This is a genomic window from Rufibacter ruber, from assembly GCF_001647275.1.
In the GTDB taxonomy this organism is placed as follows: domain Bacteria; phylum Bacteroidota; class Bacteroidia; order Cytophagales; family Hymenobacteraceae; genus Nibribacter; species Nibribacter ruber_C.
The window spans coordinates 1-26385 of record NZ_LRMM01000050.1; the positions used below are offsets into that span (position 1 = coordinate 1).

The 26385-nt window shown below is 54.6% G+C and carries 16 protein-coding genes; 6 read left to right on the forward strand and 10 right to left on the reverse strand.

Annotation, left to right across the window (positions count from 1 at the left end; translation table 11 throughout):
• Positions 1 to 142 precede the first annotated feature (142 nt).
• A complete protein-coding gene (gene mfd, locus A8O25_RS16210) occupies positions 143 to 3499 on the reverse strand; it encodes a transcription-repair coupling factor (protein WP_066836798.1) in 3357 nt (1118 codons plus the stop codon).
• A 411-nt stretch (positions 3500 to 3910) separates the two neighbouring features.
• Between mfd and A8O25_RS16220 the strand changes: the two genes are divergently transcribed.
• Both A8O25_RS16220 and A8O25_RS16225 read left to right on the forward strand, forming a co-directional pair.
• On the forward strand, positions 3911 to 5167 hold the full coding sequence (locus A8O25_RS16220; RefSeq protein ID WP_066836804.1) for a PAS domain-containing protein: 1257 nt from the start codon (positions 3911 to 3913) through the stop codon (positions 5165 to 5167).
• A 54-nt stretch (positions 5168 to 5221) separates the two neighbouring features.
• Entirely contained in the window at positions 5222 to 5572 is a 351-nt protein-coding gene (locus A8O25_RS16225) for a histidine kinase (RefSeq protein ID WP_066836807.1), read from the forward strand.
• Positions 5573 to 5861: 289 nt separating this feature from the next.
• Here A8O25_RS16225 and msrA read toward each other — a convergent pair whose 3' ends face one another.
• A complete protein-coding gene (msrA, locus tag A8O25_RS16230; protein WP_066836877.1) occupies positions 5862 to 6521 on the reverse strand; it encodes a peptide-methionine (S)-S-oxide reductase MsrA in 660 nt (219 codons plus the stop codon).
• Between the two features lie 126 nt (positions 6522 to 6647).
• Between msrA and A8O25_RS16235 the strand changes: the two genes are divergently transcribed.
• The 3 genes from A8O25_RS16235 (at position 6648) to A8O25_RS16245 (ending at position 8250) form a co-directional block, all read left to right on the forward strand.
• A complete protein-coding gene (locus A8O25_RS16235; protein WP_066836810.1) occupies positions 6648 to 6914 on the forward strand; it encodes a hypothetical protein in 267 nt (88 codons plus the stop codon).
• A 207-nt stretch (positions 6915 to 7121) separates the two neighbouring features.
• A complete protein-coding gene (locus A8O25_RS16240; protein ID WP_066836813.1) occupies positions 7122 to 7475 on the forward strand; it encodes a hypothetical protein in 354 nt (117 codons plus the stop codon).
• A gap of 241 nt (positions 7476 to 7716) precedes the next feature.
• Positions 7717 to 8250 (forward strand): ferritin, encoded by a 534-nt coding sequence (locus A8O25_RS16245; protein ID WP_066836815.1) that lies wholly within the window; start codon positions 7717 to 7719, stop codon positions 8248 to 8250.
• A 232-nt stretch (positions 8251 to 8482) separates the two neighbouring features.
• Here A8O25_RS16245 and A8O25_RS16250 read toward each other — a convergent pair whose 3' ends face one another.
• The 5 genes from A8O25_RS16250 to A8O25_RS16270 form a co-directional block, all read right to left on the reverse strand.
• Positions 8483 to 8755, reverse strand: a complete 273-nt coding sequence (locus A8O25_RS16250) for a (2Fe-2S) ferredoxin domain-containing protein (RefSeq protein WP_066836818.1) — start codon at positions 8753 to 8755, stop codon at positions 8483 to 8485.
• Between the two features lie 182 nt (positions 8756 to 8937).
• Complete coding sequence (locus A8O25_RS16255; RefSeq protein ID WP_153042796.1) at positions 8938 to 9498, reverse strand: hypothetical protein; 561 nt, start codon at positions 9496 to 9498, stop codon at positions 8938 to 8940.
• Between the two features lie 642 nt (positions 9499 to 10140).
• Positions 10141 to 10722, reverse strand: coding sequence for a hypothetical protein (locus tag A8O25_RS16260; protein WP_066836824.1), 582 nt, complete (start codon positions 10720 to 10722; stop codon positions 10141 to 10143).
• Between the two features lie 78 nt (positions 10723 to 10800).
• Positions 10801 to 14325 carry a DUF7948 domain-containing protein gene (locus tag A8O25_RS16265; protein WP_066836828.1) on the reverse strand — a complete coding sequence of 1175 codons (3525 nt, stop codon included), beginning with the start codon at positions 14323 to 14325 and terminating at the stop codon, positions 10801 to 10803.
• A 119-nt stretch (positions 14326 to 14444) separates the two neighbouring features.
• Positions 14445 to 14990, reverse strand: a complete 546-nt coding sequence (locus A8O25_RS16270; protein ID WP_066836830.1) for a YfiT family bacillithiol transferase — start codon at positions 14988 to 14990, stop codon at positions 14445 to 14447.
• Between the two features lie 538 nt (positions 14991 to 15528).
• Here A8O25_RS16270 and mutM point away from each other — a divergent pair.
• On the forward strand, positions 15529 to 16344 hold the full coding sequence (mutM, locus tag A8O25_RS16280) for a DNA-formamidopyrimidine glycosylase (protein ID WP_066836880.1): 816 nt from the start codon (positions 15529 to 15531) through the stop codon (positions 16342 to 16344).
• A gap of 76 nt (positions 16345 to 16420) precedes the next feature.
• Here mutM and tamL read toward each other — a convergent pair whose 3' ends face one another.
• From tamL to A8O25_RS16300, 3 genes are all read right to left on the reverse strand, one after another.
• Positions 16421 to 18775, reverse strand: coding sequence for a translocation and assembly module lipoprotein TamL (tamL, locus tag A8O25_RS16285; RefSeq protein ID WP_066836835.1), 2355 nt, complete (start codon positions 18773 to 18775; stop codon positions 16421 to 16423).
• Complete coding sequence (locus tag A8O25_RS16290) at positions 18775 to 23778, reverse strand: translocation/assembly module TamB domain-containing protein (protein ID WP_153042797.1); 5004 nt, start codon at positions 23776 to 23778, stop codon at positions 18775 to 18777. Before A8O25_RS16290 ends, tamL begins: the two co-directional genes overlap by 1 nt.
• Positions 23779 to 24946: 1168 nt before the next feature.
• On the reverse strand, positions 24947 to 26317 hold the full coding sequence (locus tag A8O25_RS16300) for a GH1 family beta-glucosidase (RefSeq protein WP_066836841.1): 1371 nt from the start codon (positions 26315 to 26317) through the stop codon (positions 24947 to 24949).
• Positions 26318 to 26385: the final 68 nt, after the last annotated feature.

The window sequence follows — 26385 nt, forward strand, 5'->3', positions numbered from 1 at the left end:
TGCCATTCTAAAGATTCTTTCATAAAGGCTTCATCCCGTCCTGTACACTTTTGGGCCTGATGAAAGCGTTGCCTGGAACAGGAGCGCCTGCCTGTATTTTTGTTTTCGGGCTGTTTTTTGAAAAACAGCCCGAAAACAGAAATCAGGTTTGAAGTTCTTCAAAAATAGCCTTGGCTGCCTCCAAAGTACGGATGTCTTCTACAATGACAATCAGCTTATCTTTGGCTTCTTTCAGTCTGGAACGGCGGGAGTGCTGCTGCACGTACTGCAAAATACGGCTAAAGGTTTCAGACTGGAAGTAGGCCTCATTGTGCTGGCTGGGGATGTAGCCCTTCAAGGTTTCTTTCTTGATGGTCAGTTTTTCAAAACCCAGCCGGCAGGCTTCCCAGCGCATCTTCACAATGGCCACCAGCTGCTGCACCTCTGCAGGCAATGGACCAAAGCGATCTACCATGCCTACCACCAGTTTGTCCAGGCTCTCCAGGTCTTTCACGCTGTCTAGCTTGCTGTACATCTGCAGGCGCTCAGAGATGTTGCTGATGTAGGTGTCTGGAATGAGAATCTCCAAATCGGTTTCAATAGAGCATTCACGCACCGGCTCCAGCAGCTTATCGGCCTCCAGCTCTTTGAAGAACAGGTCTCTGAATTCAGTTTCTTTGAGCTCCTGCACGGCCTCGTCCAGAATCTGGTGGTACGCTTCAAAGCCCAGATCAGTGATAAACCCGCTCTGCTCGCCGCCCAGCATGTTGCCCGCCCCGCGTATGTCCAAATCGCGCATGGCAATCTTGAAGCCTTCGCCCAAGTCAGAGAATTCTTCCAAGGTACTTAGCCGCTTGCGGGCGTCTGACGGCAGGCCGGAAACCGGAGGGGTGAGTAAATAGCAGTAGGCTTTCTTGTTAGACCGGCCCACGCGCCCGCGCATCTGGTGCAAATCTGAAAGCCCGAACATGTGCGCCCGGTTGATGATGATGGTGTTGGCGTTGGGAATGTCCAGCCCGCTTTCAATGATGTTGGTGCTCACCAGCACGTCATACTCGGCCTCCACGAAGCGCATCATGCGTTTCTCCAGCTCCTCGGGGTCCATCTGGCCGTGGGCGTAGGTTACTTTGGCGTCTGGCACCAGCTTCAGAATCAGGTTGGCCATCTCCTCAATGTCAGAGATGCGGTTGTGCACAAAAAACACCTGCCCCTTGCGTTTGAGTTCATAGGCCACGGCGTCTCTGATGAGCGCGTCATCAAACACGTGCAGCTCGGTTTGCACCGGCTGGCGGTTGGGCGGCGGCGTGGCAATCACAGACAGGTCACGGGCCCCCATGAGCGAGAAGTGCAGCGTGCGCGGAATGGGCGTAGCCGTTAACGTGAGCGTGTCTACGTTCACCTTCATCTCTTTGAGACGGTCTTTGGTTTTTACACCGAATTTCTGCTCCTCGTCAATAATAAGTAGCCCCAGGTTCTTGAACTTGACGTCTTTGCTGACAATGCGGTGCGTACCAATGAGAATGTCGGTTTTGCCTTCGGCCAGGCGGCCGAGGGTTTCTTTGATTTGCTTGGTGGTTTTGAAGCGGTTGATGTACTCCACGTTCACGGGGAACGCCTCCAGCCGGTCCCGGAACGTTTTGTAGTGCTGCATGGCCAGAATGGTGGTAGGCACCAGCACGGCCACCTGCTTGCCGTCACAGGCGGCTTTGAAGGCGGCCCTGATGGCCACCTCGGTCTTGCCGAAGCCCACGTCACCGCAGACCAGGCGGTCCATGGGGTGCGGCTGCTCCATGTCGTTTTTCACGTCTTCGGTGGCCTTGCCCTGGTCTGGGGTGTCTTCATAAATGAACGAAGATTCCAGCTCGGCCTGCAGGAAACCGTCACGGGAAAAGGCGTAGCCGGGGGCTTTTTTGCGTTTGGCGTAAAGTGAAATGAGTTCGGCGGCAATGTCTTTGACCTTGCTCTTGACTTTTTTCTTCTTGTTTTCCCACTCGGGTGAGCCCAGTTTGCTCATGGTGGGCGGCGTGCCTTCTTTGCCGGTGTATTTGCTGATTTTGTGCAGCGAGTGAATGCTTACATAAAGTAAGTCGTCATCTCGGTAAATGAGCCGGATAGCCTCCTGCAACCTGCCGCCCACTTCTACCTTCTCCAGCCCGGCAAAGCGGCCAATGCCGTAGTCCATGTGGGTGACGTAGTCGCCGGGTTTGAGGGTGCGCAGCTCTTTTAAGGTCAGCGCCTTTGATTTGGAGTAGCCTTCCTTGGTTTTGTGCTTGTAGAAACGCTCAAAGAGCTGGTGGTCTGTGTAGCACACCAGCTTGACCAGGTCATCTACAAAACCTTCGCGCAGCGCCAGCATGAGGTGGTGAAACCGCACATCATGGTCCAGCTCGTCAAAGATGGTGGTGAGGCGGTCTGCCTGGCGGGGAGACTCGGCGGCAATGACGTTCACGTAGCCGTTGCTCTGGTTCTCATGCAGGTTCTGGACCAGCCGTTTAAAGTCTTTGTTAAACGACGGCTGCGGGTGCGCCTGGAACTGTACCACCTCAGCATTCTTGAAGTTGAACCGCTTGCCAAACTCCACCAGCGTAAATGCCTCCAGATGCTTTTTAAAGGCTTTGCCAGATTCAAATAAATCTTCTGGCTTAGAGACAATCTGCACCCCCGCGCTGCCCTCCAGCATCTCCTGAAACGCCGTTTCAGCCTTCTCATAAGACTCAGAGACCACTTCCACGGTGTGGCGGTAATCTTTGACCCAGATTTTGCTGTTCTCCGGTATGAAGTCCAGAAACGATTCACGGGTTTCCTGCAGCAGTTTGGTCTGCACGTTAGGAATGATGCTGATCTGCTTTTTCTGCTCTACAGAAAGCTGGGTATTAGGGTCAAACGTTCTGATGCTCTCAATCTCATCCCCAAACAGCTCCAGCCGGAACGGCAGCTCATTGGCATAGGAGAAAACGTCTACAATGCCGCCGCGCACGGCGTATTGGCCGGCCTCATACACAAAGTCTGTGCGTTCAAAGTCATAGCTGTTCAGGACCTCGGTAAGGAAGTTGACATCCAGCTTTTCGCCCACTTTGGCGCCCAGCGTATTGGCCACCAGTGACTTTTTGTTGATGACCTTCTCAGTGAGCGCCTCTGGGTACGTGACAAGGAGCGCCCCGGCCCCGGCGCGGTCATTGAGGCGGTTGAGCACCTCTGCGCGCAGCAGAATGTTGGCGTTCTCTGTGTGGTCAAACTGGTAGGCGCGCTTGTACGAACTGGGGAACAGCAGTACCTCCTGGCCGTCTTCCAGCAGGTTGGAGAGGTCACTGTAAAAGTAGGCGGCCTCTTCGCGGTCATGTAGAATGAACAGGTGCGTGCCCGCCTGCAGGGTTTGCAGGGCAGACGCCACCACGGCGTCTTGGCTGCCCACCAGGCCTTTCAGTTGTATATGTTGGGGCTCAGGAGTCTGCAGGCGCTGGGCCACGGTTTGCACCACGGGGTCCTGGCGGTACAGCTCCAAAAATTGAGTTGCTTTCAAGGGTTCATCTTTTCTAGAAAATCAAAGGCAAAGCTAGCCATTCTTAGAGCATGTTTAAAATTTGTCTTTTGTGCTCCAATGGCCAAAGCAAAAGTCTGGCTTCGCTTGTTGAGCAGACAGAGCCAGGGCTTGAGCAGCGCTTACGGTCTCTCTGGAAACGCAAGGGGAGAAGGCTTGGTTCTGTACCGGCGGGAGAATCTGGCTGCTGCGTTTTTGGCCTGTTTTTCTGGAAACAGGCCAAAAACAGGAAACGCCCCTTGAATTTTTTAATGGGTGGCAAAACCTTTTGGCAGAGGACACGCTTTTTGTAACAGGAACGGCAGAGCCACGGCGGGAGCAGTAGGAAAACTACTTGAAAAAGTTACTTTTGCCCTTGGCCTGCTTCCCTCCAAAGCCTAACCAAAGCACCTTATGGACTTCTTCGATTACTTTATCAACGTTCCTGAGAACATAGTGGTGGTCTCGCCTGAGCTGAAGATTCTGGCGGCCACCAATACGTACCTGAAAACCACCATGAAAACCCGTGAGGAAATTCTGGGAAAGGTTTTCCTGAAAGAGGTGTACCAGAACCCCGCTGTTTCTTTTGAGGAGAACCCGGTGATTCTGTCTATCAAAAGAGCCATGCAAACCAAACAGGTTGACTATCTGGACGTGCTGCGGTATGACCTGGAGAAATCTGCCGCTGATGGCGGCGGGTATGAGGCCCGTTACTGGGAAGCTTCGCACACACCGGTGCTGGATGAGGCGGGGCAGGTGCGCTTTGTGATTCAGAACACCCATGACGTGACCGAGCGGGAACTGGCCAGGCAGGCCAGTAAAGTGAGCGAGGAGAAATTCAGGTTCCTGACAGACGCGGTGCCGCAGCTAATCCATACCAACGCCCCTGAGGGAGACTGCACCTATGTGAACCAGCGCTGGCTGGAGTATACCGGCCTGCCGGCCGGAGAACTGCTGGGGGACAGATGGCAGCAGACCATACACCCGGAAGACATGGCGCAGGTGGCCCAGCGGCGCCAAAACGCCATGACGGAGCATGTGGAATACCAGATAGAGCTCAGGATTAAGAGCAAAGACGGGCAGTACCGGTGGCACCTGCTCAGAAGTGTTCCCATGAAAGATGCAGACGGTTCTGTGATCATGCGCGTGGGCAGCGCCCATGACATTCACAGCACCAAAATCATGGTGCAGGAAATGCTGGACACCAATGAGCAGCTGTCTGCCCTCTCAGACCAGGTGCAGCAGGCGTACCAGCAGGCCGAGGACCAGCGGGCCACCATGGAGCAGCTCATCATGCAGGCGCCAGCCGTCTTTGCCATTCTGCGCGGGCCCCAGCACCGGTTTTCATTGGTGAACCCGCGGTACCAGCAACTCTTCCCCAAGCGGGAGCTGCTTGGCAAAACCGTGGCAGAGGCGTTGCCTGAGGTGGTGGGCCAAGGCTTTATTCAGATCCTGGACAGCGTATTTGAAACCGGCCAGCCTTTTGTAGCCGAAGAGATTGGCATTACCCTTGACTGGCACAACACCGGCCAGCAAGAAGAAGCGTTTTTTACCACCACTTATCAACCTTTGGTAGAAAATGGGCAGGTGGCGGGAATTATTGCCTTCGGGTATGATGTTACCCCTGCAGTTAAGCTGAGACAAGAATTGGAGAGCCTTAAAAATGGTTGAGAAGTCTTGCTTTGAGAAGTTGCCTGTTCAACACATAAGGAAAGCGTGCTCCAGATGAACCAAGCCCAGATAGATTTTCAACAGTTGCGCATTAAACATATCCTGTTTAAGTCAAAGGTGCGCTCTGTGTTGTACGGGGGCAAGGTAGATGAGGAGTTCTTTTCCCGCACCGGTCCCATTCACAGCTGGCTCACCTCTGTTGGCTCCTCCCGTTACCATTCTGCGGCTGAGATGCTGGAACTCAAACAGGTGCAGCAGAACCTTGATGCGGCTGCCCAAAGCCTTTTCAGCCTCTACCGGAGCGGTCAAATTGAGCAGGCCCAAAACGGCCTTGCCGAAATAGAAGCCCTTTCTGACCGTTTTCTGGAACTGCTTTCTGCGTTAGAGGGTAAAATGTTCGTTTAGAGCATTTCTGTCTCTTCAGAACAAATAAGTAGCAAGGGAAATTACAACACTGATTTTTTGCCTTCCTGCAAAGATCTTGGCCGCAAGCAAAATACACGCCTATGGGCCGCTACTGCCGTTCGCCCCTTAGATCTGCTTAGGGTGACAGGGAGAACCGAGGAGTAAGGTCATTTCTACCCCGTCACTTAACGGCCCACCTGTCCTTCTGAATACAGGTGCAACAAAAAAGCCACTCTTTGGCAGAGTGGCTTCCATTTCAACGGTTTGGCGCAGCAGGGCCGCCACAGGCTTATTCGTTGTCTTTGAGTTTGCCTTCCATCTTCTTTTTAAACTTCTCCAGCTTGGGTTTGGAGACGGCGCGCATGTACGGGTTGTCCTGGTTGTATTTGTAAAAGTCCTGGTGCTCCTGTTCTGCTGGCCAGAATTCAGTAAAGGCTACCACTTGCGTAACAATGGGGGCCTGAAACGCACGGGCTGCGTTCAGCTGCTGGATATAGGCGTCAATCTGCTTTTTCTCTTCAGGGGTGCGGTAGAAGATGGCTGAGCGGTACTGCGTTCCCACATCAGGGCCCTGGCGGTTAAGGGTGGTGGGGTCATGGGCCGCAAAGAAGGCCTCCAGTAGCGTCTGGTAAGAAATCACCTTGGGGTCATACGTAATCTGTACGGCTTCGGCATGGCCAGACTGGCCGGTGCTTACTTCTTCATAGGTGGGGTTTTTAGTGGTGCCGCCGGTGTAGCCAGAGACCACGCTGGTCACGCCTTTGAGTTTCTCGGCAGCTTCCTCGGTGCACCAGAAGCAGCCGCCGGCAAAGGTGGCCACGGCCAGCCCGTTGGGGGTGGTGGGTTGGGGAGTGGCTGCCTTCGGCGCAGCCGTCTGGTTGTTTTTCTGGCGCTGAGCGCAGGCAGACAGGCCCAGGAGCAGTATGAAAGAAAAAAGGAGGTGTCTCATAGCGGTTAAAGGGCGTTGGGCCGTTTTAAAGTAAAACCGGAAAGGGTGGGCAATAGTTTCTGCGGGCCAGGGTAACATTTTGCAGCTTGCCCCGTGAAAATAGGCAGGACCTAACCAAATAGAACTATGTCAGCATCTGCGAAAACCACCACAGACCACAGTACCATAAAAAAATGGGCCGAAGCCCGTGACGGCAAACCCGCCACCGTAAAAGGCACCGGCCACGGTGACGAGGCCGGGCTGCTGCGCATTAATTTCCCCGGCGGGGCCGAAGATAGCCTGGAAGACATCTCCTGGGACGAGTTCTTCCAGAAGTTTGAGGAGAAGAAGCTGGCGTTCCTGTACCAGGATGAGAAAGACAGCACCTTCAACAAACTGGTAAACCGCGACTAGCCAGTTTCTCTGTGCCTATTCCATAAAAAGGCGTTTTGGGGCTGTTTTCTGAAAAACAGCCCCAAAAAACGCTTTTTTATGGGGAAATCCAGGAGTTGAGCCCCGTCAGGAATTTAAATGAGGAAAATCACCAGATATTATTTGGACTAATTCTAAACTGAAACTATTTTTGTGCTGTTGCTTCAGTAATCAAAGTATAGAGTCCCCATGCCTACGCCTCCCTGCCTGCACGAAATCTTTAAAACCGCTTATGGTGCCGTTTACCAGTGTAACCGGTACAACTGCTATTTTGTAGAGTTTGCGGGAGGTATTTCGCCGTTCAAGGTGGCTGATTTCAAGGCCCTGAAGCGCCAGGTAGATGCCATTGATGTCTCTGAGATGGCCCAGGATACCAGCCGCGCCTCAGACGTGTACGTGCTCATGCCTGCCCGCTCAGAGCGTTGCTTTGTGCTGGGCCTGGCAGATGTGGTGCGGTTTCAGGAGCTCCTGCATGGGGCCAAAGCCATGATCACCCTGAACAGCCTGTTGCATGAATGCCTGCACGCCCCGGTGCTGGCCTAACCCGCTTGCCCTGGCCTTGGCGGGGTACCCTGCTCTTCCTGTTTCTGGGCTGGTTTTCCCAAAATAGCCCAAAAACGCGCCCTCTTCTTCTGGGCATTCTGGCGTGAATTCTTGTATTTAGACTGAATATGTATTGCGCAGATTCAGCGGTAAAGGAGAACCAATCAATCGTTTTGCGGGTATATTTGAGTTCAGACGCTACACTGGCTAGCCGCCTGCCCAACTTGATATACTGCAAACCATGAAAGATTTATTGAGACTGCGTACCTCGCTTTCAGAAGAAGTGGAGACGCTCTTAAACGAACAGATAAAAGTAGAAGCCCATTCCTCTGCCACCTATTTAGCCATGTCTAGCTGGTGCAACCGCCAGGGCTTTGACTACAGCGCAGATTATTTTATGAAACAGTCACATGAGGAGCGGGAGCACATGCTCAAGCTGTTCAACTTTGTGAGTGACTTGGGCGGCCACGCCATCTCCCCAGAGGTGGTAAACATTCCGCAGGAGTTTGACTCGTTCAGAGATGTGTTTGAGAAAGCCCTGCAGCAGGAGATCTTTGTGACCCAGCAGTTCAACCGCCTGGCAGACCAGTGCATGAAGTCTAAGGATTTCATGACGTTCCAGTTCCTGCAGTGGTTCCTGAATGAGCAGGTAGAGGAAGAGTATGTTGCCCGCCGCGCCCTGGAACTGTTTGACGTGATTGGCGAAGAAGGCACCGGCCGCTATGAGATTGACAAGGCGGTGCGTAAAATCAGCTATGACGGCGGCGAAGAATAATCTCTGCCGTTCTCCTCACAAATTGGTGTAACAGCTTGTTCACATTTTGGCCTTGCGGGCGGAAACGGGGAGTAAAAGGTGCTTCTATCCCGTTTTTAAAGCAGCACAGCAGCGCTATGGGGCGGGGCAACCGCCAGGTCAGGTTCATGTGAGGCCCGTTGGCAGCGCAAATGACCCATGCCATCAGGCACTAAAAGAAAATCCCTCAGACTAACGGGCCTGAGGGATTTTTCTATTTTTGGAGCACCTGCTCTCTGAGAATCTGCAGTATCTGGTGCTCTGTCATGTCATGCAACCACAGGTTCTGCGGCTGCAGACAGAAGATGGGGCCGTGCTTGCAACGGTCTGTGCACTCGGTTTTGATGATCTCCACCTCGTCTTTGAGGCCGGCCATCTTGAGCTGGTCTCTGATTTCCTTTCTGATTTCCTTGCCCCCGCGCTTCTGGCATTTGCTGCCGGCGCAGGCGTAGATGACTTGCTTTGGGGTAGTGGGATATTTGCTCATGGGCTGTTCTTCTTCTTGGGCGGCGCTCCTTCCCCTTCTACGGAAAAAAAGCGGCTATGCTCTGTTTACCAGCCGCAGACTGCTCGGTCAGGAGCGTGATCACGGCAGCGGTGCGGTATTCTTCAGGGGGTTGCTTTCTGTTTTCAGCCTGTTTTGGTAAAAACAGGCCGAAAACAGCTGTGCTAGTCTAGTACTTCGTCCCGGTTGCGCTGCATTTGTATGATCTTGTAAATATAGAGCAGGATACCGGCCGCCAGTAGGCCATACATCAAATAAGTGACCCAGTTATAACGGTCGTTCTTGATGGTTTCCTCTGGCAGCAAAAAAGACTGACTCTTAGAAGGCACTGCTAACCCGAAGAGCTTGCGTTCACCCTCCGTGTCTAAGGGGTTGATGCTGCCATCATACTCTACCCGCACCCGGTCGCCGGGTTTCACCTGCGCCTTGAAAGCAGCGGTGTCAAAGGCGGCGGCATCACGTTTGGTCAAAGCAAAACGTTCTGAGAATTCTTTGAGCCAGACCCCGTAGTCCCGCTCGCCCTCAGGGGTTTTCCTGAAGGAATAATTGATCAGCGTGCCTTCCTTTACGGTCAGGTCAGTCACGGTACGCACGCCGCCGCCAATGCTCTGGTAGATCATCAGGGCCAAGCCGGCTACAAGGAGCAGGGTGGCCGGCAGAAACTTGCCGGAGATGGGCATGGGAAACGTAGGAGTGCCTAAGGTTCTTCTGGGGCGTTGCGCCATATGTGTAAAATGAATTCAGGTCTAAAAGTATAAAATAAAAACCCTTCCCAGGTGATAAGAGTTCGATTTTACACGTGAAGCCCTTTCTCCCAGAGCCCGTTTTGGGCGGCAATGTTTCTGTGCTGCGTGTGCCTGCCCGTGATCATCTGGCCTGTTATCTTGAGCGGTGGAAAAAGACAGAGCTGGTGGAGGTGCGGCGTGCGTTATGACAGAACCACCGCTTGTTTCCTGAACGGGAGGAGAACCCTTGTGCAGAGAACCAAGTTGACAGTACTTTTAGCTAATTGCAGGAAGGGCAGAGGGGAAAAACTGAAGCCGCTTGAAAAGGAGTAGCGGCCGGTTAAAAGTTATCATTGCCGCGGCTACCCTATGCGTGCATAATCAAAAGTTACCCTTGCCCTACGGCGTACACGGGGGCATGGCTGGTGGCATTAGGAGTAGCCGTCTCCTGCATGCCTGATGAAGGGGTGGGGTTCTGCCCGGGTAGGAGTTGCCTCTGTTTTTGCCTGTTTTCAGGAAAACAGGCCAAAAACAGAACAGAATTTTTAGACATTCTAGTTGCGAGCCAGCTTCTAACGGCCCATGCTGTAGTCAGAACAGCTGCAGATCTATAAACCCCAAAAAACTCTGCTGTATTCCCTGCTAGAAGGCAGCGTCTTTGAGACGGCCTTCTGTGATGCGGTACCCTTTGCCGGCAATTGCATCAAATACCTCCAGCTCAAAGTTGGCCGAGAAGCGCCTTTTCTCTGCATTGAATTCAGTCACGGTAAAGGTGCCCACGTGTTGTGCATCTGTGGTGAACACGCCGTGGGAGATGATGTAGGGTCTGCGGTCCAGAAATTTAAGGGCTCCATTATTGCCGGCACCGCTGCCGTACGTCTGGTCCAGCTTCTGGTACACCGGTGATTCGTCATTGAGGGTGAACGTGCCCGTGGTCCTTACATTCTTGACCGTGAGGTGAATGCTTCTGGTTGAGTCATTGCAAGCGTCTGTGCCAATGATTGATAAATTGCCAGATGCGGCATCATAGGTCACGGCTAGTTTATCTTTGGGGAGGGTAATGTCAGGGCTCTTCCCGCTCCCGCTCAGTATGGAGCAGGCGGTGAATTCACGGCCGTTGATTTTGGCCGTCATCACAGGGTCTGCCATCAATTCATCAGCAACGCTGCAGCTGGTAAACACGGTAGCTGTACAAAGCAGCAGGAGGGCAAGAAATGGGCGCATAAGGATATCTGGAATAGAGAATTCTTATCACCTGACCATTAAAGTTCTCTATTCCCCTATGCCAGGTTTTTTTTATTTCTACCGAACTATCTCCACCCAGCCTTTGGCGGTATTGCCCGCTTCGTCTTTCAGCAGGTAAAAGTAGGTGCCGTCTGATAGCTTGCCCCCGTTCCAGCTTTGCTGGTAGACCTTTTCATAGTGTACTTGCTTGCCCCAGCGGTTAAAGATGGTAATCTCTGTAGGCAGGCAGCTGAACTTCTGGAAGAAGGTCTCGTTGAGGTTGTCTCCGTTAGGCGTGATGATGTTGGGCAGGAAGTTAGGTTCTACCACCACCTGGGCTATGGTTCTGGTTTCCTCACAACCGTTTCCGTAGAAGGTGGTGAGGGTTACCTTGTACGTGCCGGCTCGCTCATACACATGCTGCGGCTCCTGCTCTGTTGACTGGCTGCCGTCACCAAAGTCCCAGGCAAAACGGGTGGCATTGGTGGTTTGGTTGGCAAAAACTGCTTTAAACGGGGTATAGCCGGTAATCTGCGGGTTGCTAAAGCAGAGACCATTGGTGAGGTTGGCCCGGAAAACAGGGGTGGGGGCCACAGAGATGGCCACGTTTTTAAAGACGGTGCAGAGGCCGGCAACGGTGTAGGTGGCCTGGGTAGAGCCGGTGAAGCCCTGCGGAGGCGTAAATAGTCCGGTGGCTGAGACGTGGGCGCCGGTCCAGATCCCACCAGCCGGGGTGGCGCGCAATTGGAAAGGCGTCATACTGCCTGGGCAGATAACCGTGTCTGGGCCCGTCTGAATAGCAGGGGCGGCCAGAACCTCTACCTCTTTGGTAACAGTACCGCAGATCCCGTTACTGCCGTTGCTGGAGTAGGTAACCGTGTGCTGCCCTGGGCCAAGCAAACCGGGCGAAAAGGTTGAGGTCACCGTCCCGTTTACCTTGAAGGTGCCCCCGGCGGGTGTCCCTTGCAATTGAACAGGCGCACTACTGGCGCAAATGGGGCCTTGAAGGGCAATAGTATGCAAGCTGGTCTGGTTAACGGTAATTACCATGTTGTTGGCGCGGGTACATTGTCCGGTTCCGGGAATGGTATAGGTAAGGGTATTGTTCCCGAGAACGGCTTGGCTTGGGGTAAAAACATACTGGCTATTGACCAGACTGACCCCGTTCCCGCTCCAGATTCCCCCAGCAGGCGTGCCACCCAAAATAATGGGCGCGTCTCCTGTACAAACCCGCCTGTTGGCCCCAGCCACGGGTGTGACTACCTGGAAATCAAATTTAAAGGCGGCGTTGTTGCAGTTGGAGCTTTCGTTGTCTTTCCTGAAATAGTGTGCTCCGGGAGGGATGGGGAAATTTGTTCTCCCCTGGCACCCGCCGCATACGGCCTGATAAATGAAGCCCCTCCGGTCAAACCTGCTGGTGCCGCCGTCTACGTGTTCAGTTGCAGAGGTGTTGCTGGCTTGAAGGCCCCCGTAGAAAGTAGCATATTCCAGAGAGGCGGCATTGGGTGAGAGCTGCATCAGGTAAAAGTCTCCGCCGTCTGTGGTTTTCTGTACCGCGTTAGAAGTGAACTGCAGGCCATTGGTAGTGCCGTTGCCGTAATTGACATTGGCGCCGCCGCCCCACCCGCAGACATAGATGCGCTCACAGTCATCTACCAGAAAGGCTGTTGGGGAAATGTCCAGGTTAGGTCTGCCAGATCCAAAGACGGTGGAGAAAAGGGTTGTTTTCAGGTCAGGGGTGAGCTTATGGATAAACTGCTTGCCGTTGGTGTTAGAATACGTGTCTGCGGTTACCGGGTACCCCCCCAGGCTCTGCCCGTACACATACACGTTGGCCTCTACATCAAGCTGCAAAAAATAAGCCTGGTCATAAGAGCTGGTACCCAGGTAGGAGGCCCCCAATACCTTGTCTCCGTTTTTGTCAATTTTTACTACAAAGCCGTCTACATCTCCTCTGGCGGTAGGGTGAAGCCCACCGGTGGTGTTAGGCAAGGTGGTGCTGGTGGTGCCACCGGCTATGTACACATTGCGGGCGGTGTCAAGCTGGATAGAGTATGCGGCATCCTCCCCTTCCCCCCCGTAGTAACTGCTCCAGATGATCTGATTCAAGGCTGGGGTGAGTTTGCAGACAATGGCATCAGAGCCGCTATAGGCTTGGTTCCTAAAGCCGTTAGGCGCGGGGAAATCATTTGAGGCCGTGCTGGAGGCCACATACACAAAACCGTCTGGGTCTGTAATAATGTCACCTCTGAACTGGTCACCGTAATTTCTGGTTAAGGGACTTGTGATTTCTAATAACCCGTCATTCTTGCTGCCGCCCAGAAAGGTAGAGGCAATAAGGGCTCTGCCGTCTTCACTCAATGTAGTAATGGCCAGGTCAGAGCCCTGGGAGTAATTAGGGTCGCTGTTATTCCCCAGCGGGGAAATAGCGGTGCCTTGCCCAAAGAAACGGTCAAAGGCGTTGAGACTGGTAGGGAAATTTGATGAGCCCACGCTAGACAGGATGAGGAGCTGGTTTTGGGCATTCACCACCATGCTGTGGGGGCATTCTGCATTGCTCCCTCCCAAATAGGTGGCGTATAGCCGGGCCGCATCTCCTGTCACATTTGTCCTGAACTTGAGAATGCCAATGTCTACTGAACCGCTAAACGTGGTCTTGAAGGCCCCGGTAGAAGCCGGAAAACCTGTGTTGAACACAATGCCCCCAGAATACATATTGCCTTGGCTGTCATACGTGGCGGTAAAGCCCCAATTGTCTGCGCTAGAGCCGGAAAAGGTTGAAAACACCACCACCGGGTCAATCACCAGCGGTAGCTTCAGGTTATAGCCTTTAGGGAACTGAAACCCCAGTACGTTTCCGGTTAAGGTGTAGTGGCAGGGCACCTCCACCCGCTGGCCGTTGACCATTTGAAAAGCCACCGGCCGCTGCTCTGTGATAGTGCCTACAGAGGTTTGTATCTGCAGGTGGCCATTGGTCAGTTTCAGGCCCGTAACCCCGTCATAGCGCAGCTTGATATGGTCTGTGGCGGTACCGGCGGTGAGGTGCAGGTCATATTTAAGTTTGCCGCCGTACTCATAGAGCGCCAGGTCTACCCCGGGGTACAGGGCCTGGTAAGTTACTTTTCTGAAGCCTCTGGCCCCGCTCCCCCAGCGGGCAGGATTGTCACCCAGGTAATAGTTCCTGAGCCCTGCAGTGGGTTCTAAGGCGGTGAGCGGGGTGGTGGGGGTGGCGCCTTCAAAAGTGACAGAATAGGCATGGCCCCTCAGTTCATCATGGGGTTGGGCGGCAAGGGTGGTCTCTGGCTGGGGCTGCCCGTGGGAGTTGAATTTCTCTAAGGCGGCGGGGTCATGGAAGACATACGTAAAGCAGGTGGGCTGCAGGAACAGTTTACCGGTAGGGATGTCTGCCGCATACTTCACCTGGTGGGGCCACTGCCCTTTGTTCTCTACAAACTCAAGCGTTCTGGTATCTGCTGAAAACCGTGCCGTTTGCTGGCCGGAAACTACTGCGGGGGCTGGCGCCTGCGGGGCGGGCAGACCCAAAAGCAGGCCCAGTAACAACTGGTAAGCAGAGAGAATGAAAAGGGAAATAGAGAAACGCATAGCCAGAATGAAACTTCTGACTAAATTAAACTAAATTTTGTAATATTCTTGAAACTGAATTGCCTTTTGCTGTTTTTCAGAAAACAGGCCAAAAACGGCAACCTGTGGTAAACAATTGCCTACCAGCCCCTTCTTTCCTTCAACGCGGTGATGTGCGCCAGGTGGTGCCGGCTGTGCCAGGCATACAGCGCCACCACCTGAAACAGGAACAGCTCGCCGCCTTCAGGATGCACAAATGTGCGGTGCCACTGCGGGAAATCCATGGCGCGCAGCAGGTGTGCCCAGCGCTGGTGCAGTGCGGTTAGCAGTTGAACCGAAACCGCCGGATCCCCCTCACGGGCGTCTGGCAGCTGCGCCCAGCCCGCCTCGTCATACGGTTTAATCACGGGCCTCTCTTCGGTCAGCGCCAGCCGGAACCTAATGTAGCTGTTCATGTGGCTGTCCGGCAGGTGGTGCACCACCTGCCGGATGGTCCAGCCGCCGGGGCGGTAAGGGGTGTCCAGCTGTTCCTCAGAAAGACCGGCAATGGCCTGCTGCAGCTGCTCCGGCAGCGCCTCCAGGGTGGCAATGGCCTCCTGGATACGCACTGATTGAAACACAGAAGGGGCTTCAAACCGGCCCACCGGAAAGCGCAGTTGTTCTATAGACAGGGTAGGGGTTTCCATAAGCGTGCATTACATCTCGTTCAAAGCAAATCTAACAAAACCGTACCACCTGCCCCGCGTTTTTGACCTATTTTTCTGAAAACAGACCCAAAACAGCACCAGTTGAAAAGTTCGGGCAAGGCCAATGGGGACTAGGCCGCATAGATGCCGGGCGGGTAGGGAGCTGCCCCGGTTACAGCCTACCCGCAAAGCAAGAGAGGCGGCGGCGAAGGTTTCTGCGGCGGCCCCTCTTTCTGCCCGTGCGGCCCCCCCTGCACAGGTGGTGGTCTGGCTTTGCGGGTGCGCCATGATTCTTCAAGAGCGGTATTCTCAACGTGCGTGGCCGCGCCTGTCTGCCGCGCCACCCGTTGCGGCACTGCCGAAAAATAAGACGGAACGGCTATGCGGGGAACCGGGGGCAGAAACTCAGGATGGGGGAGGGGCTGCGGTGCACGTAACAACACTTTTTGCGTAACATTCAGCAGATTTGCCTGTTCAACCAGAAGCTGTTTTCGGCCTGTTTTCTGAAAAACAGGCCAAAAACGTAATTCCTGCCGCCATGCCTGAACTACCCGAAGTAGAAACCTACCGCCGTTTTATTGATGAAACCTGCCTCTGCCAACCCATTGCCGAAGTGGAGGTGCAAGACCCCAACCGCCAGCTGCAGGTAGATTTGGACGAATTTAGGCGGGCTTTGATTGGCAACCAGTTCACCGGCACCCACCGCATTGGCAAGCAGCTGTTTCTGGAGACAGAGAAAGGCGTGCTCGTGACCATGCACTTCGGGATGACGGGTGATGTGGCCTATTACCGTGATGCCGCCGAGACGCCCCGTTTTGCCCGGGCCGTTTTCCTTTTCCAGAACGGGTTCAGGTTTGCCTTTGTAGACTCCCGCAAGTTTGGCCGGCTGGGTCTCACGCAGAGCGTAGACGAGTTCAGAAAGCAGAAGAAACTGGGGCCAGACGCGCTCACCCTCACCGCTGAAGAATTGGCCAAAGGCTTGGCCAACAAGAAAGCGCCCATCAAACCCCTGCTGCTGGACCAGCGCATTGCCCCCGGCGTGGGCAACTGGATTGCCGATGAAGTTCTGTTCCAGGCCCGCCTGCACCCCGAGCGCCCCGCCAACCGCCTGAGCGCAGAGGAAATTGATCGCCTGGCCGCCGCTATCAGGGAAGTGCTGGAAACCGCCGTACAGGCAGAGGCTATCTACCGCGATTTTCCCGCCCACTACCTCATTCACGCCCGCGAATGGGACACCGCACCCGCCTCACCGGTAGCAGAAGCCCACCTGCACTGCCCGCACTGCCAGAGCCGCATTGAGAAAGAGTATGTGGGCGGCCGCGCCACGTACTTCTGCCCTGTCTGCCAGGTATGAGGTAAAGTCTGTTTTGGGGCTGTTTTCTGAAAAACAGCCCCAAAACAGACTTGTGTCTTAACGCAAAGCAGCAGGTCTAGAAAGGATAGCCAATGGCCAGGTTTAGCACACCGCTGCCAAAGAGGCCGCTTTTGGGGCGGTCGTTGTTGGGGTAGTTGGGGTCCCGGAGCGGGAAGGCCAGATCAAACCGAAGCACAAAAAACTGCACGTCAACCCGCACCCCGGCGCCGGCGCCCACGGCCAGCTGACTCATGAAGTTGCCGGAGAACTTGGCGCCTGGGCGGTCTGGATCTTCATTGATCAACCAGACGTTACCGGCGTCTACAAAAACAGCCCCTTTCAGGTACGGGTCCAGGAGCGGGAACCGGAATTCGGCGTTGCCTTCAATACGTATGTCACCGGTCTGGTCAAAGAACGAGAAGCTCTGCGCCACGGGATCATCTGTGTTCAGGTTGCGGGTGGGCTCATACACCCCGGGGCCAATGCCGCGGGCGGGGAACGCCCTGATACTGTTGGGGCCCCCAATACCATATTGCTTGATGTACGGCAGCACGGTAGAGTTTCCGTAGGGAATACCCACGCCGCCAATCAGGCGGGTGGCCAGCACCAGTTTGTCTGTAATGTTGAAATAATAGCGGGTCTCCAGGTCTGTCTTCACGTACTGCGAAATGGCTTGGCCGGCCAATGTGTTAGGGTCTTCCGGATCTGCCGGTCGGCCATTCTTGGCCCTGAAAAACAAACCCCACAAGCCGCCGGAGAGGTCAATGCCGGGGCTGATGTAGAACTGGTGCTTGCGCCCCTGTATGCCCTGGGTGTTATAGGTGAACCGGTAGTTACCGCCAATGATGAACTGCTGGTCAAAGCTGCGGGCCAGGAACGGGCGGTCACGCAAGATTCTGCTGAATGCCTCAGTAGAGTCAACCAGACGGGCAAACATGACCTGCACCGGGTTGATCTGGATCTCTGTGGTGGCGCGCTGTTTCCAGGAGTAGCCGTACTCAAAGTTAAACGAGTTCTGCTGGAAGTATTCGCGGCGGTCAATGAACCGGAAACCGGCCATGAACCGCGTACGCGGCTGGTACATGCTGTTGGAGATCCTGATGTCAAACGGTGAGATGATGCGCGGGATCTGCATTTCGGCGTCTGCCCCAAACTCATAGGAGGTGAGGCCGGCGGGGCGTTCGGCGGTGCCGCTGGTCTGGTTCTCAAACGAGGCCACCAGGTTGAGCATGAGCAGTTCTGCGCCGCGCAGGGCGTTCCGGTTCCTAAAGTTGATGTTGATGCCCGGCCCGGCGTAGCCGTTTGACTTGGTCACCATCTGCACCTCGGGCCTAACAGATTTCTTCTTGGCTTGGGTCAGGAGAATGTCTGCGTTGAGCAGGCCGTTGGTGCCCACAGAATCCAGAGGCTCAAACCGCACCTCGGCAAACTTAAACGTGCCCAGGTCCATGAGACGGTTAATGGTCTGCAGGTGCCTTCTGCGGGAGTAGTAATCGTCATTCTTGATAAACACCGCGTTAAGAATGGCCTTGGCTTTGAACGTCTTCTCATCTGGGTAATACAGATAGTCTTCAAACTGCACCGGGGGTAACGAAGCGGAGCCCAGGCTGTCACCAATAGAGTAATCTGAAAAGACAGAGACTTGGTTGTATTTGTAGGGAATCAACGCCTTGTCTGGGGCGTCTTCTTTGATACGCACATAAATGTTCACCTTGTTCTGCTGGGTGCTGTCTACGTGAAAGATGAGGTAGCCTTCGTCAAAGAAGAAGTAGCCCTGTTCCTTGAGCGCGGCATCAATGCGTATGCGTTCGGCAATGAGCGTCTCCAGGTTGTACGGGTTGTTGACCTTGAGCAGGCTCTGCGGCTCGGTAGCCCTGATCCTGATGGCCAGGCTGTCCTGCCCCTGCGGGTACTGGATCTGCTGAATGGTATATTGTTTGCCCACCGTGGCGGTATAGTGCACCTGCGCCATCTTGCGCTTGCTGGTGCTGTCAACGGTGTGGGCCAGCTCTGGCTGGAAATAACCAATGTTGTACAGCCGGTTGATCATTTGGCTGCGCACGCGGGCCGGATACGCCTCACTCAACAGTACCGGCGGCTCCCCCAGACGGGTTTTGATCCAGTTCTTGATGCCTTTGGTTTCCTTGTTGCCGCCCATGGCGCTGTAGATGGCCAGCTTGGGGCGCATACCTAAAAAAGAGGTGTTCGGCTTGGGCCTGATGGCGTCTGCCAATTCTGCCTCTGCCGCTTTGGTGTCTGTTTCCGGGTAAGGCGAGGTGACTTTGATATCACCGCCAGTGTAGAGATAATCGCCCTGCGGAACACTTTTAATGCCGCTACAGCCCGCCAGCAGCAGGAGCGCCAGAAAAAGGGCACCGGTGCAAGAGGCGGCGGCAGCGCGGGAACGATTATGGAAGAAGGTCAGGGTCATTATTTTGCTTTGCCTGTGTTTTTGAAAAGTTCAGCTAGGTTGTCATAGTCTTTGACGAAGATGAGGGAGAGGCCCGTGCGCTGCAACTGCCCGTCTAAGAAGCCCTCATATGAATTCTGACGGAACGCCCGCAGCCGCAGCCTGCCGTCTGGCAGCACCGAGTACTCCACCAGCACGTCACCGGCAAAGCCGCTGGCACCAGAGGCTGAACTCTGGCCGCTGCCCTCCAGGTTGATGTCTGTCCCGAAGCGCACGGTGAGCCGGTCATTGAGCAGCTGCTGCTGCAGCGCCACGTTCAGATCAGTGCGGCTTTGCCCTTCGCCGGTAGAATAGTCATCATAGGTGTTCAGCCCCAGATCTAGTCCAAGTCCGCCCAGGTATTTCCCGGTGAGGTTGTTCAGCTGGTCTGAGAGTACCTTGCTGGCGCTGCCGCGCAGGGCGCTGTTGATGCCACCGCCGCCCGACGAGGCCAGCGGGTCTGGTGCCATGAACCTACCCAGTACCAGCAATGAGAATACCTGCTTGGTACGCTCAGACTCCTGCGTGGGCTGGTTCAACTGTTCCAGACGGGCCTCTATCTCGGCATCGCCGCGGGCGTTTTCTTCCATCGCAATGCTGAAGGAAATGGCAGGGTTCATCAGTTCACCAGACATGTTCAGGTGTACCTCAAACGGCATCTTCTGCCGGAACTGCGGTGCCGGATTAGGATCTTGGTTGGCAATGAGCTCATACGGCGCGGCATCTACCTTGTAGATTGCCGTGACGTTGACATCTGGGGTGTACGGGTCTCCCGTCCAGACCACGTAACTTTCTGGCGAGAATTCAAAACGTCGTTCCACCAGCTCATACAGGCTCATCTCATACGAGCCCTCGGTTACGTCAAAGCGGCCGGTGAGCGTGATGTTCTCTGTCACGTCATAGCCCAGATTCAAAGTAGTGTTGCCCCTGATGGTGAGTTGGTCACCGGCGTTGGGGTCTACAATCACGTTGATAGGTGTTTCATCTGTGAGCTCCAGGGTCATGGCCATCTCAATCCCTGACACCTCGGCATCTAGCGTGTCTAGTTCTTTCTGCCTTCTCAGGCGGCGGTTACGGGTACTGTCAACGTCTACAAAGACCACAATGCCTTCGCGGTTCACGCTGGTGGGCTCATCTGGCATCACGTAGGTGAAGGTGGAGTTAGGCGCCACTTTCACGTTGGTGTTGATCACGGGCACGTTCAGGTCGCCGGTAATGCGGGTGTCACTGTCCAGGAACACGGTGCCGTAGTACAGCGGGTTGTCGGCCGCGGTGCTGTTCATGGCCAGGAAGTTATCTGTGGTGGCCCGCAGGTTAAAGCGGTAGTCAATGAAATTGGTGGTGAGAATGGCCCCGTTGATCACCGCCTCATTGCCCAGCGAATCAACCAGGGAGAACTGGTTAAACTGAATGCCTTCATTGTTCACCACCAGCCGCTCATCTGGAATGCGGTAGGTGGAGTTGAGCATGGCCACGTTGAAAGAGGCGTTCTGGAACTGCAGATCCCCCTGAATATTTGGGCTGCTGGCGCTGCCCCGCACTGCCACGGTACCGCCTAAACCGCCGCTCATGTCTTTGAGCATGCCTTGGGTGAACGGTTGCACGCTGGCCAGATTCAACTGGTCTAAGGTTACATCAAAAGACAAAGGCTGACCTTCAGTGGCCAGATAATAACCCGTCACCGCTACATTGTTGCCGTTGCCGGTAAGGCGGGCGTTCACGTCATAGCGGTTAGCGGTGGTGTTACGCGCTTCAACAGCAATATCACCCACGGGGTTGTTCTGGTAGCGGAGCCCCGTCAGGTCCATGTCAGCGGTGAAACTCATGGTGCCGGCCAGGTCATTGATAGTGGCTTGCCCGTTCAGTTGCCCGGCCAGCAGACTGTCATCTTGCGTGACGGCGCGGGCTAAGTACCCAAGGTCCAGGTTCTGGATATTCACGTTGAGCGGCGAATTCTGGTTATTTGCGTTCTGGCTTTGCAGCGCAATGGACTGCGGCCCGTTAGACAGCTGCAGATTATTGGCCACCACCGCGCCTGAGGCGGTATAATAGCGCACAAAATTGTTCGGTGATACTGCCCACTTATCCCGGTTGATCACCAGGTCTGGCGAGATGTTCACCTCAAGGGCATTGGCCAACTGCTTTAACTGCACGCCAATGGCGGTTTCTTCTTCGCCCCCGGCGCTCATGTTAGCCGCCCTGGCCGCCACTATGTTGTCTTGCACGTTGCCGGCCAGCACAAGGTTGTTCACCCTGAAGGTGGTATCTTGCCGCACTCGTTCTGCCCTTACCGCATAATTCAACTGGTCAGGGTTGGAGTCTACATTCAGGGTGAGCGAGTCTAACCGGTAGCCGCTGTACCTGATGCGCGGCAACAGGCCGTGCACCTCTAAGTTGGCGGTTCGGCTGTCATAAGAACCGTAGAGCGTGTCCAGCTGAATTCTCCTGAGTCCCGGTACAAAGGCGGCAATGACTCTGGGCTTGTGCAGCGCCATGCCAAACGTAAACTGCTGCGGCGTAGCCGATGCCCGGTAGGGGCCGTTGCCCATGTCATAGTACCGGCTGATGTGGTTGATAAGCTCCGGCGCCAGATTGCCCAGGGCAATGTTACCATCAAGGTTGGCGGTTAAGATGTCAGATAACAGACGTACCTGTGTCTGCCCCGGCCGCTGCACCAGCGCCAGGTTCAGCGTGTCAATGGGAATGAGTTGGTTGTTTGTGGTCACGGCCGCGTCATAGGCCACCACGGTTCCGTTGAGGCTGTTGGCGTCTGCTCCCGTCATGTTGGCCTCAATTCTTCCGCGCAAGCGTAAATCCTCACTATATAGCTTGATGGCTTGAAAATCAATGTGGCTGATGTTGGCGGCCACCTGAAAATCAGGCTGCTCCCCGCGCAGGTTCACTACCCCGTTCAGGCTGAAGGCAATGTTCTCATCACGGCTGCTGAGGGCTTTGATGTCATAGCGGTTGCGGTTTACATCTACATCCAGGTCAATGTTGCGGTAGGCGTAGCCGTTGTACTCCAGGCTCTGCACGGCCCCGTCTATGCGGGCCACCATGTTCTCAGGGGCCAGACCGGTGCCATTGATGTTGGCTACCAACGTAGCTCGGCCCAAGGCCGGATTTTGAATCAGTTTGCCTACGTCAAAGCGCAGAAGGCGCACGTTGCCCTGAATACGTTCCTGGCCCGGCGCCCGCCCCGGTTCCATGTCAATGTTGGCCACGGCATTCCCGAAGCTGGTGCGCAAGGTGGCATTCACATCAAATGCGGTGGTGCTGCCGCTGAAGGTACCCTCCAGGTCTATGGACGGCGGCAGCGTAATGTTGGCGGGCAACGTACCGGCCGGCAATAATGATTTGATGTCTGCGGCGGTGGTGTGGAACCGGTTGATCTTTACGTTGGCCAGCAGGTTGTCTACGTTGGGCAAGCCTCGTATTCTTCCGCTGGCGGCCAGTTCTGTATTGCGCCAACCGCTCACCCGCAGGTTATTCACCAAGAGGTTGTCCATGCGGCCGTCTACCTGCCCACTCAGGCGCACGCTCTGGTTCAGGTTGCCCGCCAACGGCGGCTGTTTGGCCAAGGCGGGTTGCAGCAGGGCAATGTCTTCAAAGCCAATGTAGGTGTTCTGAAAATCTGCGCTCAGGGTGAGTTTGCTCAGGTCATCTGCGGCAGTTTCCAGTGACGGGTAGCCTACTTTGAGGCGGCGGGCAATGCGGCTGTTGCCGGTTTGCAGAACTAAATCAGTGAGTTCGGTCTGTACCGAGTCAAACAGAATGCCGGCGGTGAACTGCTGCACCTGAAACCCGCTCTTCTCCTGAAAACTCAGGTTCTCCAGCTGGGCGGTGGTGCGGTTGTTGCTGAAGAACAGATCATTGAGCTGTACGTTCAGGTTGCGGGCCTGCAGGTGGTTATAGTCCATGCCCCGGGCCTGGCGGGGCTGGTCATAGTTGTCAAAAACCGCATCTACACCTGTGATGTTCAGGTTGTCCAGCGTAACCACCCAGTTGGCCGGCTGGCCGGTTTTCTCCACGGCTTCTTCCAGCGCCTCAATGGCTTCTTTGGGGTTGACCACGCGGTACTCAGCGGGCATGTCGGCGTTTTGGGCGTAGGCCAGGGTGCTGTTGTGCAGCTCCAGGCTGGCCAGGTCAATGCGGGTTTTCTGCAGGTCAATGTTATCGGCGTCTAGCCGCGCCTTGCCCAGGTTCACGTCTATGAATTGCCGGGCCACGCCGTTGCGGTACTTGAGTTTCACGCGGTCAAGGGCCACCGTGTTCAGCCCGAACTGCATGGTAAGCGGTTCCTGTTCGCCCTCTGGCGGAACTTTGGTCTGCACCATGTCTACCCACGTATCGCGCAGCGCGATGTTCTCAATACGGTAGATTTCCTTGGTAAGGTCCAGCTCGTCCATCTCCACGTTCAGAGCGCCCACGCGGGTGGCCACGTTCTGGCCGTTCACCTGGTCACGGTAGGTGAGGTAGATGTTCTGCAGGTCAATGGTGCCAATGTCATAGGTAAAGCCGGCACTGGTGGTGTCAGTGACGGTAGTGTCTGGCGGGGTGGTGGCGAAGGCGGCCAGAATGTAGTCAAAGTTGAAGGTGCTGTCTGGCAGGGTGCGCTGCACGTGCAGCGTGGCGTTGTGCAGCTCCAGGGAGTGGAGCGCCACGTTTGATTTAATGAGACCGAAGAGGTCCAGATTGGCCGCCAGATGTTTTGAGTACCAGAGGGTGTCGCCTTTTTGGTCTTCCAGGTACACGTCTTCCAGCAGGATGTCTTTGCGGAAGTCGCTCCGGAACTTGCCAATGCGCACCTCGGTGCCAATTTTGCCTTGCAGATAGTTTTCGGCTTTGCGGGCGGCAAAGTCCTGTACTGTGGGAAACTGCAGTGCCACCAACAGCAGGAGCACCAAGGCCAGAATAATGCCAATGATCCAGAGGAGCACTTTGAGGGTGCCCAAGGTATATTTCTTAAATGCGTGCGTAGACAAGGTGAATAGGCTGGTAAAATCCTGTGATGCTACTTGTACTCAACTCATATAGCCGTGGTTACATATATGTAGGGTAACTACAATAAGAAGTGCGTTTTTGGGCTGTTTTTTGAAAAACAGGCTGAAAACAGGAAGATAGAATGGGGCTTTGGCGGATATTTGCCTTTGAAGTTGATGAAAGTGGCTATTTGCACAGGAGTGTACACATTGATGATTATTCCCCTCCTCGGAGGGGTAGGGGTGGGTTAATACGCATTGCTGATCCTTCTTTTGCAATTTGAGTTTACAGAGATTCCAATGCCATTCAGCCCAAAAGCTTTTGCTCCCACTCCCGTTCCAACCAAGCCTCAAACTGCTGTTTCTCTCTGCTTAGGTTTGTCACGTTGATTCTTGATATTCAACCTAACCAAAAGAATCAACAAGCCCCTGACTCGCTGCCGCTCAGACAGGAGGGGCTTCATTTGTTTTCCCACCTGTCCCGGGGCTGTCTGTTCCATTGCCACCGCGGGCACTGCTAACTTCAGCCGTCTGTCCGTGCTCCCGCTAAGCTCCTTCCCAGTGCCTGCGGCTTCTGCGTCGCCCGCTCCCGCAGGCACTGATGAGGAGGTTTGCGTTTTGGGGCTGTTTCCGGAAACAGCCCAAAACGCAAAATGAAACATTTACTTTACTTCTATGGCGCGGAAGTTACTTCCGTGACTTACAACTCTAGTAGATACTCCCCCTTTGAAGGGGGCGCAGGGGGATGTTTACACCTGCCGGTCCACGCGTGCCTAATGTTTATCTGGTCATTTATAGGAGACAACTGTAATGTATTCTGGAGGTAACTTCTCAAGGCAAGCAAAATACAGCCTGTGGATTCCTGTAGGGTAAGTAAAGGAGAGGTGTTAGGTGCAGGAAGCGCCTATAGTAATTGAAAGTTTAAGGGGTACTCCTTGTAAACACAAACGGCAGCTAGAGAGCTGCGACTGTGTCCTAATCATTTTCTACAAACAAACAGTGCAAAGCTAAGCTCCTGCCACCGGCTGGAACAAGCCAAAAACAAAGCTTAACAGAAAGTTGATGTAGCCGGGTGATTTTAACGCTAAAGTAGGAGAAACGGATTGTCTGGCTTCATCTTCCGGTAACCCTTCGGTAACACTTGTGAGCGAACGGGGATATTTTTCAGGAATCAGGGTTGCAGAAACTGGCTGTACCATTGGCCGGACGCTTTGACAATGCGTTGCTGGGTCTCAAAGTCAACGTACACCAACCCGAAGCGCGGGTGATAGCCCTCTGCCCACTCAAAGTTGTCTGTGAACGACCAGACAAAGTACCCTTGCACGTTCACGCCTTCCTGCTTGGCTCTGAGTACCTGCTGCAGGTGGTCCTGCAGGTACTGTTTTCGCTGGAGGTCGTGTACCTGCCCGTATACCACTGTGTCTGGAAACGCTGCCCCATTCTCTGTGATGATGATTTTCTTCACGCCTGCATACGCACTGTATTTCTTGAGAACCTGATAGATGGCTTCAGGATGGATTTCCCATTTCATGACGGTGTGGGGCACCTTCCGTTTGGGCGCAGGCACCAGTTTGGCTTGCAGAAAGGGGGTGAAGAAGGAATATCTGACCAGTTCGCGGGTGTAGTTCTGGAGGCCTATGAAATCAAAGTCAAAGGCTAGGCGCGCTTCATCGCCAGGGGCGAAATACTTTTCTATACGGCGCAGGTAAGGTACATCAGCCACGGGATAGCCCAGGCCTAAGGAAGGTTCCAGGAATAGCCGGTTCAAGAGGGCGTCTACCCTGCGGGTGGCGTTTCGGTCACGCTCCAGCGGGCGGTAAGGCTCCAGATGGGAGCAGGAGAAGGTGGTGCCTACTTCCGCGTGGGGCAGGAGTTGTTTCAGGATTCTACCGCCCTCGGCCTGGCAGAGGCTGGCGTGGTGGGCGGCGGCCAGAAAGGCACCAAGTTCGCGGCGGCCGGGGGCATGCACGCCTAAAAAGTAGCCGGCACCTACAAAGGCCATCGGTTCGTTGAGCACCATCCAATGCTTAACCCTATCGCCAAACTTCTGGGCGCACAAAGACACGTACTCCTGAAACCAACTCACAATGTCGCGGTTGGCCCAGCCGCCACGTTTCTCCAGCGCTGCCGGTAGATCCCAGTGATAGAGGGTGACCCACGGTTCAATGTTCCGTTGCAGGCAGTTGTCCAGCAGGCGGTCATAGTAGTCTAATCCCTTTGTGTTCACGGCACCGGTGCCTTCAGGAATAATTCTGGGCCACGAGAAGGAAAACCGGAAGCAGGGAATATGCAGGGCCTGCATAAGTTCTAAGTCCTGCGGGTAGCGGTTATAGAAGTCACAGGTGTGGTTAGCGTGGTGCCCCCGTTGGATTTTGCCTTTCCGCTGGGTGAACTCGTCCCAGATGGAGGCGCCTTTGCCATCGGCGGTGTGGGCTCCCTCTATCTGGTAGGCTGCCGTTGAGACGCCCCATTTAAATTCTTGCCCGAAATCTTCTTTCTGTAAGGGGGAATCTTCTTGATTTGCTGCTGCTTCGTTGTCCATGCCGGGGTGGCCCGTGGGTCTGTAGGTAAATTGTGGTTTTGGTAAAAGCCTAAGGGGTGTATCAGCGG